Raw genomic sequence first — 12,418 nt, 5'->3', positions numbered from 1 at the left:
CCGGCGGGGCCGCGTACTCTGTCCCCCACCGACCGACCACCCCCGCACGAGAGAGACCCACAGCCATGCCCCATTCCCAGGACATGACGACTGCGCTCGACCCCGGTCTCCTCGATGCCCTCCAGCACCAGGTGGCCGTCTTCGCCCGCCGGGCCGAGCAGACCCGTCTCGGCGGCACCGGTCAGCTCCGCAACTCGATGGACCGCGCGGCCTACCTCCTCCTCAACCGCCTCGACCAGGAAGGGCCGATGGGGGTGAAGGCGCTCGCGGCGGGCATGGGGATCGACTCGTCCACGGTGACCCGTCAGGTCGCCCCGCTCGTCGACACCGGCCTGGTGAAGCGGACCTCGCACCCGGAGGACGGGCGGGCGGTCGTCCTCCAGCTCTCGCCGCGCGGCCTCGCGCGCCTCGAAGAGGTCCGCGCCTCGCGCCGGCAGCTGATGGTGGAGGTCACGGAGGGCTGGACGCCGGACGAGCGGGAGTCCTTCTGCACCCTGCTCACCCGCTTCAACTCCGCCCTGTCCGCACGACAGTCGGCGCACGCGGGCCAGGTGCCGGCCACGACCGGGAGCGAGTCCGCGCAGACCTCTTGACCCCGCACCCGCACTGTCCTCAGATGAGGAGGTGCGAGAGCGGCAGAGCGGGCGGAGCACCGAACACGCCCGCCGCACCCGGGAGTTCGACGCGTTCGTGGCCGGGGCGGCGGGCCGGCTGCTGCATGCCGCGACACTGCTCACCGCCGAGACCCGCGCCCACAACCCGTACGCCCAGGCCCTGTTGACCGCCGCCCTCGCTCATGCCTACGCGGTGTGGGACCGGTTGCGCGACGAGGACCCGTACGACCTCGCCCGCCGCGACCTCGCCGCCCGCTTCGCCCGCACCGCCTGGCGCCACCGCGGCGACGGCCAGGGCGGGGCGCTCGCCGTGCTCTCCCCCCAGGAACGGCTCGTCGTCGTCCTGCGCCTGTACGAGGGAGTCGCGGAGGAGCAGGTCGCGGCCCTCCTCGGCCTGTCGGAGCCCCGCGTCCGCGCGATCTGCGCCCGCTCGGTCGCGACGCTGAGGGCGACGGCGCGGGGCGGCGCGGGGGCCGGGGCCGGGGCCGCCGCGTGAGCCGGTACGAGGGCGCCACGCGGCGCCGACGCGAGGGCTCCGCGGGGAGCCGACCGGAGGCCACGGCATGAGCCCGTACGAGGGCGCCGCACGGAGTCGGCGCACGGCCGTCGCGTACGGCAGGCGCACGCCCGCCGCGCGGAACCGGCGCGAGGCCGGCTCATGAGCCGGTACGAGGACAAGGAGGCGGCGGTGCGGCGGCTCCTCGACACCCCGCATCCGCCGGTGCCGCGCGACCTCGCGCTGCGGGCCGCCGAGCGCGGGGTCCGGCTGCGCCGGCACGCCCGGCGGGTGCGGCGCGCGCTGTGGGTCCTGGGCGCGGTCGCCGTGCTCGCCTTCGTGGTGTGGGCGTCGCTGACGCGCCCGTGGGAGGTCCCGCCGGCGGCGACGACGCCGCCGCTCGACGGGCTGTGACGGCCGGGAGGCCCGGCCGTCACGGCGCGCGGGACTAGCCCAGCGCCTGGCGCAGGTCGGCGAGCAGGTCCTCGACGTTCTCGATGCCCACCGAGATGCGGACGAGGTCGGCCGGGACCTCCAGGGCGGAGCCCGCGACGGAGGCGTGGGTCATCCGGCCCGGGTGCTCGATGAGGGACTCGACGCCGCCGAGCGACTCACCGAGGGTGAAGAGCTTCGCGCGGTTGCAGACCTCGACCGCCGCCTCCTCGCCGCCCTGCACGCGGAAGGAGATCATGCCGCCGAAGGACCGCATCTGCTTCGCCGCGATCTCGTGCCCCGGGTGCTCCGGGAGGCCCGGGTAGAGGACCTGGGTGACCTTGGGGTGCTGGGTGAGCATCTCGGCGATCTTCGTGGCGTTCTCGCTGTGGCGGTCCATGCGCACGGCGAGGGTCTTGATGCCGCGGAGCACGATCCACGAGTCGAAGGGACCGGCGACCGCGCCCATCGCGTTCTGGTGGTAGGCGAGTTCCTCGCCGAGCGCCTCGTCGGCCGTCACCAGGGCGCCGCCGACGACGTCGGAGTGGCCGCCCATGTACTTGGTGAGGGAGTGCACGACGACGTCCGCGCCGAGCGCCAGCGGCTGCTGGAGGTAGGGCGAGGCGAAGGTGTTGTCGACGACGAGCTTCACGCCGGCCTGGCGGGCGACGCCGGCGACGGCCTCGATGTCGGTGATGCCGAGGAGCGGGTTCGACGGGGTCTCGACCCAGATCAGCTTCGTACGGTCGTTGACCGCGGCGCGCACCGACTCGACGTCCGAGGTGTTCGCGACGGAGAAGTCGACGCCCCAGCGCTGCACGACCTTCGCGAAGAGCCGGAAGGTGCCGCCGTAGGCGTCGTTCGGGATGACCACGTGGTCGCCGGGCACGAGGAGCGTGCGCAGCAGGCAGTCCTCGGCGGCGAGGCCCGAGGCGAAGGCGAGACCGCGCCGGCCGCCCTCCAGGGCCGCGAGGTTCTCCTCCAGGGCCGTACGGGTGGGGTTGGCGCTGCGGCTGTACTCGTAACCGCCGCGCAGCCCGCCCACGCCGTCCTGCTTGTAGGTGGACACCTGGTAGATGGGCGGGACGACCGCGCCGGTCAGCGGGTCGGCGGTGTTGCCCGCGTGGATCGCGCGGGTCTCGAAGCTCTGATGGGAGTGCTGGTCGCTCATGGGTCAGGAGCGTAGTCCCGTACGCCTCCCGTCGCTTCACACGTCTCACCGGGTGTCCTGGACAATGGACACATGGACATTCTCTGGTTCCTGATCGCACTCGGCCTCCTGTTCGGCGTCCTCGGCCCCTACGTGCTCCGCCGGCGCGGCGGCGCGGGGATCCGGCAGGTCGCGCCGGGGACGCCGGACGCGGCGGACCCGGAGGCGTACGACTTCGTGCGGCAGGAGGACCAGGACGTACGGCTGCCGGGCGCCGACGACGAGCTCCTGCACGTCCTCGACGTCGTCCAGGCCACCCAGGACTGGCGTCCGGCCTCGCGGCTGCTCGCCGCCACCGGCAAGGACGGCGAGGTGCGCTGGCAGCGCGTCCAGGCCTTCGCGGGCGCCGCCTCCCTCGAACTCCAGGAGCGTCCCGGCGTCGGCGGCGCATGGCTGCGGACCTGGCGGGCGGAGGCCCCGAAGGACGCGGGCGGCGCGGCCGTGCACGCCGAGTTCCTGGTGCAGCAGGCCTGGCGGTCGTCCTCCGCCGGGACCGACGACTTCCGGATCATCCTGGAGGAGGCCCTGAAGGTCACCGAGGAGGCGGCGCTCCTCGCCCCCGGCGACCCGGTCCCGTACATCACGCGGCTCGCCGTGGCACGCGGACTCGGCTACGACCACGAGCAGTTCGACCAGGCGTGGGCCCAGGTGATCGACCGCGCCCCGGAGCACATGGGGGCGCACCTGGCCGCCCTGCACTACTGGTGCGAGAAGTGGCACGGCTCCCGCGAGGAGGCCGACCACTTCGCCACGACGGCCGCGGCACGCGCGCCCCGCGGTTCGCTGCTCGCCGCCCTGCCCCTGTTCGCGGTCTTCGAGCACGTCCCCGACGTGGTGCTCGTCCAGGACTTCTGGCGTACGGCAGTCGTCTCCAAGGCCGTGGACGGCGCCCTGTACGCCGTCCACTCCGCCCACCCCGACGACCCGATGCTGGCGCACGTCCGCCACCTCCTCGTCTGGTTCCTCGTCCGCTCCCAGCGCTGGGCCGAGGCCATGCACCAGCTCGTCCGGGTCGACGGCCACGTGGGCGCCGTCCCCTGGACCCTGCACGACGACCCCGCGGCGGAGTACACCGTCTTCCGGAACCTCGCGGTCGCGGGCTACGAGGCGAACGGCGGCAGCCCGGCGACGCTGCCCCGCTGAGGCCGGACGCCGGCACTCCTCCCGGCGCGGGCGACCTGCCAGGTCTCCGGCCGGCCGCGCAGGGCCTGCTCAGGGGGGAACGGGTACGGGGCACGGGCACGGCCGGGAATCGCTCCCGTCCCCCGACTGTTGACACTCCTGCCGACCGTCGAGGAGAGATGCAGCATGTTCCTGTCCCGCACCCCCGTCCTCCCCACCCCCGAGCAGGCCCTGCGCGGCCGTCCCGAGCCGGAGTTCTCCGTGCCCGAGCGCCACACCGTCCTCGGCAACCCGCTCCTCGGCCCCTACCCGGAGGGCCTGGAGGTCGCCGACTTCGCCCTGGGCTGTTTCTGGGGCGCCGAGCGCAAGTTCTGGCAGACCGACGGCGTCTGGACGACCCTCGTCGGCTACCAGGGCGGCCACACGCCGAACCCCGCGTACGAGGAGGTCTGCTCCGGCCTCACCGGGCACACCGAGGTCGTCCGCGTCGTCTTCGACCCGTCGAAGGTCTCGTACGACTCCCTCCTCAAGCTCTTCTGGGAGTCCCACGACCCCACCCAGGGCTTCCGCCAGGGCAACGACGTGGGCACCCAGTACCGCTCCGCGGTCTACACCCACTCCCCCGCCCAGGCCGACCAGGCCGAAGCCTCCCGCCAGGCCTACCAGCAGGTCCTCACCACCTCCGGCTACGGCGAGATCACCACCACGCTCCTCCCGGCCGACGACCGCCCCTTCTACCCGGCGGAGGCCTACCACCAGCAGTACCTGGACAAGAACCCGGCGGGCTACTGCGGCATCGGCGGGACGGGCGTCTCCTGCCCGATCGGGGTCGCGAAGGCCGAGTAGGGCCCCCTGGGCGACCGGGCCCCGTTGCCCGCCGGGTCCGATCCCATCGATCGGACCCGGCGGTTCAGGAAGCGGATGTCCGGACGCGCTGCCGGCAGTAGGTCGTGCCACCGGCCACGTATGCCGGCGCCACCACGAACTCCACCGGGTCCGATGCGTCGCACCGTGCCCATGCCTGCTGCCGGCTCGCGTCCAGAGGAGCCCCCGGGATGTGGTCGAACTCCCAGAACCCTCTGGTCTTCATGCGATTCGACTCGGCCATGATCCCTCGCGCCTGTGTGACCACCCGCTGGACGCCCTGAGCCAGTTCGTGCTCGGCCCTGATCCCCAGAACGCGGCGGACACGCCGTTCGCTGACGTCAGCCCGTCCGAACAGTTCGTTGCACAGCGCTGCCACCATACGAGCCGTCTTGTCCGGCGGAAGATCTCCGTACTTCTCCTTCACGGCCTTCCGGGCAACACCGTAGAGACTCTGCTCGACGAAATTGACATAGCGGTCGGCCAGGGCCCGGTGCGACTCGGCTTCCTCCGTCTCGAGGTCCGTCCGGAACGCGGTCCAGCTCGCCGCCATTTGATCGAGACGCGCTTCCAACCCGACTACGGTCTGCCTCAGTTCATCGGTCTCCACGCGCATGGATTCGATGTACGCACGGAGATCCGTCGTGTCTCCGGCCACCGAGTCCAGCATCGCTTCGAGCCGGCCGAACCGTCCCTCGTACGTTTCCTCGTGCACGATTCCCCCTGCTCAGGCCAGCGGCTCGAAGGCCAGGACCGCTTCTACCTTCTCCCCCGACTCCTGCAGGACGGCAGTGACCTGGATTTCCGTCTCGCCGAACTGAAGGGACACGTCGACCCTTCGTCGGCCGAGCGGTAGATGCATGACGGATGTGAGGTCCACATCAAGACTGCCGATCTTTTGAGACCCTTTGTCCGTGGTGTATCGAATATATCCTCCGCGAGCCGCATAGACTTTCAGAGAAATCGAGCTCTGATTCTGCCAGATCGGCCCACAATTATGCGTCACCCACTTTCCGACAGGAATCGACTCACCGCTCCGCACAAACACCAGGAACCGGTTATCGCACAGGGGGTATTCAGGTCCATCGATTCTGTGTTCCACCGGGTCCACGCCCGGACGGAATCGATCCGCCATGGCGATCCCGTAGGTCATCCGAGCCCGACGAGCCCGGATCTGCGGGCTGCACGCATAGTGGACCGCCCCGAAGAGAACCGCCGCCTGCGGGTCGGGCGGGACGATCAGGTCGGCCCGTCCTTCGAGATGCTCCTGCAGTCTGCGTCTCAGATAGGGTGAATTACCGAATCCGCCCACCAGGACGACGAGCTCCTTGCCCGCCGCGTTCCTGCGCTGGGTCCGCATCTCGCCGAGCTGCTTGTCCACCAGGGACAGGATTCCGGGGACGACCTCCTCGAAGAGCTCCTGCGCTTCCTTCGAAGTGATGACGATCTCTTCGGTGACGCCGTCCTGGAGGTCCGCCAGCGACTTCCGCGCCTCTTCGTCCAGGCAGCGGTCGACGCTCACCGGGATCGGGATGATGATCTCTTCGTCGTGCTCGGCCGAGAAGTGGAGCTTCGCTTCCTCCCACTTCTCGATGATCCCCAGGAGGGCGGCCGGCTGCTGATCGTTGATGCGATCGATCGCGTCGTAGGACCCGAAGCGAGGAACGAGCACCTTCTCCAGGAACGCCCGATTCACGTATTCGGAGCCGAACTTCCCGCCGCATTCCCGCCCGATCTCCTCGAGCTTGTTACCGGACACGGCGCGGTACGCGGTGATGTCAACGGTTCCGCCACCGCAGTCGGCCACCAGGAAACGGGACCCCACCGACATGAGGCTCGCCCTTTTCCCGGTGAACTGAGCCGTTCGGGCACCCGACACTCTGGCGTGGTGAGCCGCCACTTCGGGTTCATAGGCGAGGAGCAGCCGTTTCGTGTCGTCCGGAAGTCCCGCGTCGACCGCCGCCTCCCTCATCAGCTGCTTCTCGTAGTCTCCCCAGATGGCGGGGACCGTGAGGCACCACCGGATCTCGTCGGCGGTGAAGCCGCTCGCGGCCACCTCTTCGACGGCCAGACGGGAGATCTGCTTCAGGTAGAGGGTGACGAGGCGCTTCGCCTCGTCGACGGCGAGGGAGGCGGCGGTCAGTTCGCCCGCCGCGACGCCCTCGGTCGACGCGGGCGCGAGGGACATCTTGAAGGCCTTCAGGTACCGGGCGTCGGGGCCGGCGGCACGGGAGTTGAAGCGGCGGCGCGCTTCGTACCCCCAGGCGAGCACCTCTCCCTCGCCGTCGAGGAGAAGGGCCGTGAGGTTCTTCGCGGTGGGGGCGGGCTGGTCCTTCCACCGCATGTACGGATGGATCTGACGCTTGTCGTCATCGATCAGAGCCCAGGCGTACCCCGTGCCGTGGGTCCCGAAGTCGATGGCCACAGCCACCTTCTGCTTCTTCACGTCGTCACCATCCAAGCGACCGCATCGTCGAACGACGGGCGGCTTCCTCCAGAAGCCGGCCGGCCACCGCAGCCTGATCAGGAGTTCCGACCTCCGCGACGACATCACGCAATCGGCGCAGGACGTCGGGGGCCAGGTGCTCGGCCTGCTCGGCCGCGCCGGGAGCGATGACGCTCATGGCCGCGCTTCTGGCTTCACCGTGCAGTCCCGCCGCCCGGAACAGCGCGGCCTGCTCGGCCCTGGCCTCGTGCACGGAGATGCGACCCCGGTCGACCGCGACCTCGTAGGCGGCCGTGAGGCCGAGCGCCGCGGCCCGCCGCTCCAGTCCGCGGTCGGCCGGGAGGGTTTCGTGAAGACGCGGCCGCCGCCCGTACCGGGCCAGATGGAACCACTCCGCGAGAACGGCGACCGTGACGGCGGTCGACTCCCCCAGTTCGTCCTCGAAGGCGAGCCTGCTGGAACGGCGGGCCTCCTCGTCCGCGGACTCCACGGGGAGCGAGAGATGCGGGAAGTTGATGTGGATGGACCGGAAGTCCTGGGCTTCGACCATGTTCCACGCGACGAGGGTCGGCCAGACCCTGCGCCCCGTCTGTACATCCCCGTAGACGAGAATGACCGGCAGGTCCCGCAGCGCCCGCTGCAGGAGCAGGATGTCGGCGTCCTCATTGCGCAGGGGCCGCTTCATGGCCCCGTCGAAACAGGCGACGTCCCCCGCCCAGGGGGAATTCAGCCACGCCCGTCTGATCGCGACCCGGAAGGCCTGCGGGCCGTCGTCGTTGGCTTCGCTGTTCTTCTCGTCATCGAAGTAGGGGGCCACCAGCAGCACAGGCCGCGAGCCACCGCCTGATTGCTCCAGAACCACGTCGTGCAGCTCTTCCGGAGAGTACGAGAACGGGGAATTCTCAAAGCTCCGGTCCAGCCGGTCCTGCTCCGCTTTCACATGGACGCTGATCTGGGCCTGCCGCCAGTCCCGCGCTATCTCGTATTCGTTGGCGCGCTCCGCCTCCTCGGCCCGCACGGAAAAGGCTCGCCCCTCACGTTCGACGGCCCTGTTCTCTGCGGTCGCGGCCTCTTCCTCACGCAGCAGGTGAAGAAACTGCTGCTGGTCGAAGTAGCTTCCGTCGCGTCGCAGCTTGTACAGCTCGAGCATGCGGCCGCTCAGGTCATTGATGCCACGAAACATTCCGGCGGACAGCAATACGCCCCCCACGTCCTCCCCGTCAATCAGGCGATACTACGCGGTCTCGTGGCATAGACCAGGAGCACGCGTCAGTCTTTGTCAGGTCGGAGGCCCTCGGCCGCGCGTGCCCGCGTGCCCCGCAGGTGGGCCGCCGTCGTCGCCGCCTCGTACCCCTCCGGCACCCCGTCGATCAGGAGGACGTCGCCGGTCATGTGGCGGGTGCGGAGGGGGATCAGGGCCTGGTAGGGCTCGGAGGAGTACCAGGAGAGGGCGTCCTCGTAGGTCGGGAAGCCGATGATGACGAGGGCGCCGGGCCAGGTGCCTTCGGGGACTTGGCGGGTGGGGGCGCCGTGGACGAGGAAGTGGCCGCCGAAGGGGTCGAGGGTGGCTTGGATGCGCTCCATGTAGGTGAAGACCTCCTCGTCGAGGACGGGCTTCGGGTGCAGGTTTCCGATGGCGTATGCGGTCATGGGGCAAGCGTGCCGGGGCATGGCGGGCGGGGTCGATTACCCCGGACGTCATGCCCCGGCGCACGGGGGGCGGGTCAGATGGTCGCGGTGTCGATGACGAAGCGGTAGCGGACGTCGCTCGCGAGGACGCGTGTGTACGCTTCGTTGATCTGATCGGCGCGGATCAGTTCGATCTCGGCGCCCAGGCCGTGTTCGGCGCAGAAGTCGAGCATCTGCTGGGTCTCGGCGATGCCTCCGATCATGGAGCCGGCGAGGGTCTTGCGGCCGCCGATGAGGGAGAAGAGGCCGATCTTGACGGGCTCCTCGGGGGCGCCGACGTTCACGAGGGCGCCGTCCGTCTTGACGAGGCTCAGGTAGGCGTCGAAGTCGAGCGGTGCGGAGACGGTGGAGACCACCAGGTCGAAGGTGCCCCGGAGGGCGGTGAAGGTCTCCGGGTCGTTGGTGGCGTGGTAGTGGTCGGCGCCCAGTTCGAGGGCGTCCTCCCGCTTCTTCAGGGACTGGCTGAGGACGGTGACCTCGGCGCCGAGCGCGTGGGCGATCTTGACGCCCATGTGGCCGAGGCCGCCGAGGCCGACGATCGCGACCTTCTTGCCGGGGCCGGCCTGCCAGTGGGCGAGCGGGGAGTAGAGGGTGATGCCGGCGCAGAGCAGCGGGGCGGCCTCGTCGAGGCCGATGCCCTCGGGGATGCGCAGGGTGTAGTTCTCGTCGACGACGATGTGCGTGGAGTAGCCGCCGTAGGTCGGCTCGCCGTTCTTGTCGAGCGAGTTGTACGTGCCGGTGCCGCCGGTGACGCAGTACTGCTCCAGGCCGCGCAGGCAGTACGCGCACTCGCGGCAGGAGTCGACGAAGCAGCCGACGCCGACCCGGTCGCCGACCTGGAACTTCGTGACGCCGGGGCCGACCTCGGCGACGACGCCGGCGATCTCGTGGCCGGGGACCATCGGGAAGATGCCCTCGCCCCAGCCGTTGGTGGCCTGGTGGATGTCGGAGTGGCAGATTCCGGCGTACTTGATCTCGATGAGGACGTCGTGCTCGCCGACGGGCCGGCGCGGCACGGTGGTGCGCTCCAGCGGGGCGTCGGCGGCGGGTGCGGCGTACGCGGGGACGGTGGTCACGTTCGTGGTCATGCGGCCAGCCTGCCGGGGCGCGAGGGCCTTACCCAGACACCTGTTCTGCCTACGACCGGTGTGCCTACCACTGGCAGGGTCAGGAACGTCCGCCCGTCCGTGCGGTCCGGAAGCGATAATGGGGCGGTATGGACCTCAGTACCGAACTCGGTGAATTCCTGCGTTCCCGCAGGGCCCGGCTGAAGCCGCAGGACGTGGGCCTGCCCGAGTTCGGGCGGCACCGGCGGGTCCCGGGCCTGCGGCGCGAGGAGCTGGCGCAGCTGGCCGGGGTGTCCGCGGCGTACTACACCCGGCTCGAACAGGGCCACGGCCGGAACGTGTCCATGGAGGTGCTCGACGCCATCGCGCGGGCGCTGCGCCTCAGCGACGCCGAGCGGGCCCATCTGACGCATCTGGCGAAGCCGACGGTGAAGAAGCGGCAGCGGGCGGCGATCGCGCGGCCGCAGCGGGTGCGCCCCGGGATCCAGCACCTGCTGGACGCGATGGAGGGGCTGCCGGCCTTCGTCCTGGGCCGCCGGGGCGACGTCCTGGCCTGGAACCGGATGGCGCGGGCCCTGATGGGCGATTTCGAGGCCCGGGAGCCGGGTGACCGGAACATGGCCCGGATGGTCTTCCTCGACCCGAACACGCGCGACCTCTACGTCGACTGGGGGTGCAAGGCGGTCGAGGTCGTGAGCACACTGCGGCTGTACGCGGGGCGCTACCCGGAGGACAAGGAACTGCTCGCGCTGGTCGGCGAGTTGTCCGTGCGCAGCGAGGAGTTCCGCTCGCTGTGGGCGGCGCACACGGTGACCGACAAGGGGCACGGGCGGAAGCGGATACGGCATCCGCTGGTGGGCGAGATGACGCTGTTCTACGAGGCGCTGAAGGTGCCCGGCGACGATCCGGACCTGATGCTCGTCACGTACCAGGCGGAGCCGGGGTCGGCCTCCGCGGACGCGCTGCGGCTGCTCGCGCAGTGGGGCGTGGACGAGCCCGTGGACGCGCGGAAGTGACGAGAAGGCCCCCTCCCGGTGCGGGAGGGGGCCTTCCGGTCGCTCGTGGGCGGGTCAGACCGCCGAGCCGGCCTTCCACTCCGACCAGCTCATGTTCCAGCCATTGAGGCCGTTGTCGGGCTTGATCGTCTTGTCGTTGGAGTTCTTGACGATGACGACGTCGCCGATGAGCGAGTGGTCGAACAGCCAGGCGGCCATCTGGTTCGGGTCGCCGGCGCCCTTGACGTCGGCGAGGCCGACGCAGCCGTGGCTGGTGTTCACGCTGCCGAAGATCGACCGCGCGCCCCAGTAGTTGCCGTGGATGAAGGTGCCGGAGGTGGACAGGCGCATGGCGTGCGGCACGTCCTTGATGTCGTACTCGCCCTTGCCGTCGTCGTCGGTGAAGCCGACGGTGGCGCCGTTCATCCGGGTCTCCTTGAACTTCTCGGAGATCACCATCTGACCGTTGTAGGTGGTGTTCTCCGGGGAGCCGGCGGAGATCGGGATGGTCTTGATCGTCTTGCCGTCCTGCTGGACCTTCATGGTCTTGGTGGCGACGTCGACGACGGAGACCTGGTTGCGGCCGACCTCGAAGGTGACGGTCTTCTGCTGGACGCCGAAGACGCCGTCCGCGCCCTCGACGCCGTCCAGGTTCAGCTTGAGGGTGACGGTCGAGCCCTCGGTCCAGTACGCGTCGGGGCGGAAGTCCAGGCGCGTCGAGCTGAACCAGTGGCCGACGACCTCCTGGCCGGAGCTGGAGGTGACCGTGATGCCGCTCTGGACGGCCTTCTGGTGGGTGATCGCCTTGTTGAAGTTGATCGAGACCGGCATGCCGACGCCGACGGTCGAGCCGTCCTCGGGCGTGAAGTTGCCGATGAAGCTGTTGGCCTGCGAGACGGTGGTGAACGAGGAGTTCTCGTGGGCCTCCAGGCCCGCCGCGTCCGTGGCGGTGGCGGCGATCTTGTAGACCGTGGCGCGCTTGAGCGGCCCGCTCGGCTTCCAGCTGAGCCCGTCGGCCGCTATTTCACCCTGGACCGAGGCGCCCTCGGCGGAGGTCATGGTGACCTCGGTGAGCTTGCCCTCGGTGACGGTGACCTTGGCGTCGTTGTTGATGGAGGCGTTCTGCGCGCCGTTCTTCGGCGAGATGGTGATCTGCGCCTTGGAGGTCTTCTGCGCGGCCGCCTCGTCGACCTGGGCCTGCGACTGCGGCGAGGCGGAACCGGAGGCGCTGCCGCCCTTGTCCCCGTCGTTGCACGCCGAGAGCACGAGTACGCCACCGAGCACCGCGGCGGCCGCCGCCAGACTCCTGCGGCGCTTGCCGACCGTCATCACACGCTTCTCCATCGTCGCCGGTTCCCTGCCAACTTCTTCTAATGAACGCCATGACACCCCACACGGTTTCGTTACCGGAGGGTTTGTGGGGAACACCACTGATCCACACGCACGGGCGGGCCGTCCGGTTCCCGGTTCCGCGGAAAGGCCC

General features: G+C 70.1%; 13 protein-coding genes. 6 read left to right on the top strand and 7 right to left on the bottom strand.

The window, feature by feature from the left end; translation table 11 throughout:
* The first annotated feature begins 65 nt into the window (after positions 1-65).
* The 3 genes from ACFYUS_RS01655 to ACFYUS_RS01645 all read left to right on the top strand — a co-directional run bounded on the left by ACFYUS_RS01655 (position 66) and on the right by ACFYUS_RS01645 (position 1,524).
* Positions 66-593, top strand: coding sequence for a MarR family winged helix-turn-helix transcriptional regulator (locus tag ACFYUS_RS01655; protein ID WP_388844452.1), 528 nt, complete (start codon positions 66-68; stop codon positions 591-593).
* 31 nt (positions 594-624) lie between these two features.
* A complete protein-coding gene (locus ACFYUS_RS01650) occupies positions 625-1,110 on the top strand; it encodes a sigma factor-like helix-turn-helix DNA-binding protein (protein ID WP_388844450.1) in 486 nt (161 codons plus the stop codon).
* 162 nt (positions 1,111-1,272) lie between these two features.
* On the top strand, positions 1,273-1,524 hold the full coding sequence (locus ACFYUS_RS01645) for a hypothetical protein (RefSeq protein ID WP_388844448.1): 252 nt from the start codon (positions 1,273-1,275) through the stop codon (positions 1,522-1,524).
* Positions 1,525-1,558: 34 nt separating this feature from the next.
* Here the strand turns inward: ACFYUS_RS01645 and ACFYUS_RS01640 are convergent, their stop codons facing one another.
* The gene (locus tag ACFYUS_RS01640) at positions 1,559-2,713 is read right to left on the bottom strand and encodes a cystathionine gamma-synthase (protein ID WP_388844446.1); all 1,155 of its coding nucleotides are present in this window, start codon (positions 2,711-2,713) and stop codon (positions 1,559-1,561) included.
* Positions 2,714-2,785: 72 nt separating this feature from the next.
* On the opposite strand from ACFYUS_RS01640, the gene ACFYUS_RS01635 reads away from it, so the two are divergent.
* On the top strand, positions 2,786-3,895 hold the full coding sequence (locus tag ACFYUS_RS01635) for a hypothetical protein (protein WP_388844444.1): 1,110 nt from the start codon (positions 2,786-2,788) through the stop codon (positions 3,893-3,895).
* Between the two features lie 165 nt (positions 3,896-4,060).
* On the top strand, positions 4,061-4,720 hold the full coding sequence (gene msrA / locus ACFYUS_RS01630) for a peptide-methionine (S)-S-oxide reductase MsrA (RefSeq protein ID WP_388844442.1): 660 nt from the start codon (positions 4,061-4,063) through the stop codon (positions 4,718-4,720).
* Positions 4,721-4,784: 64 nt separating this feature from the next.
* Here the strand turns inward: msrA and ACFYUS_RS01625 are convergent, their stop codons facing one another.
* The 5 genes from ACFYUS_RS01625 to ACFYUS_RS01605 form a co-directional block, all read right to left on the bottom strand.
* Positions 4,785-5,453 carry a hypothetical protein gene (locus ACFYUS_RS01625; RefSeq protein ID WP_388844440.1) on the bottom strand — a complete coding sequence of 223 codons (669 nt, stop codon included), beginning with the start codon at positions 5,451-5,453 and terminating at the stop codon, positions 4,785-4,787.
* Between the two features lie 12 nt (positions 5,454-5,465).
* Positions 5,466-7,184 carry an Hsp70 family protein gene (locus tag ACFYUS_RS01620; protein WP_388844438.1) on the bottom strand — a complete coding sequence of 573 codons (1,719 nt, stop codon included), beginning with the start codon at positions 7,182-7,184 and terminating at the stop codon, positions 5,466-5,468.
* A 4-nt stretch (positions 7,185-7,188) separates the two neighbouring features.
* The gene (locus tag ACFYUS_RS01615; RefSeq protein WP_388844436.1) at positions 7,189-8,334 is read right to left on the bottom strand and encodes a hypothetical protein; all 1,146 of its coding nucleotides are present in this window, start codon (positions 8,332-8,334) and stop codon (positions 7,189-7,191) included.
* Between the two features lie 119 nt (positions 8,335-8,453).
* Positions 8,454-8,834: a DUF1330 domain-containing protein gene (locus ACFYUS_RS01610; RefSeq protein ID WP_388844435.1), complete on the bottom strand. Its 381-nt coding sequence runs from the start codon at positions 8,832-8,834 to the stop codon at positions 8,454-8,456.
* Positions 8,835-8,908: 74 nt separating this feature from the next.
* Entirely contained in the window at positions 8,909-9,961 is a 1,053-nt protein-coding gene (locus ACFYUS_RS01605; protein WP_388844433.1) for an NAD(P)-dependent alcohol dehydrogenase, read from the bottom strand.
* A 128-nt stretch (positions 9,962-10,089) separates the two neighbouring features.
* On the opposite strand from ACFYUS_RS01605, the gene ACFYUS_RS01600 reads away from it, so the two are divergent.
* On the top strand, positions 10,090-10,956 hold the full coding sequence (locus ACFYUS_RS01600; RefSeq protein WP_388844431.1) for a helix-turn-helix transcriptional regulator: 867 nt from the start codon (positions 10,090-10,092) through the stop codon (positions 10,954-10,956).
* Positions 10,957-11,010: 54 nt separating this feature from the next.
* On the opposite strand, the gene ACFYUS_RS01595 is transcribed toward ACFYUS_RS01600, so the two are convergent.
* Positions 11,011-12,279 (bottom strand): Ig-like domain-containing protein, encoded by a 1,269-nt coding sequence (locus ACFYUS_RS01595; RefSeq protein ID WP_388844429.1) that lies wholly within the window; start codon positions 12,277-12,279, stop codon positions 11,011-11,013.
* Positions 12,280-12,418 lie beyond the last annotated feature (139 nt).

Source organism: Streptomyces sp. NPDC004284, assembly GCF_042874035.1.
Classification (GTDB): Bacteria; Actinomycetota; Actinomycetes; order Streptomycetales; family Streptomycetaceae; genus Streptomyces.
This window is presented reverse-complemented; position numbering and strand designations above follow the sequence as displayed.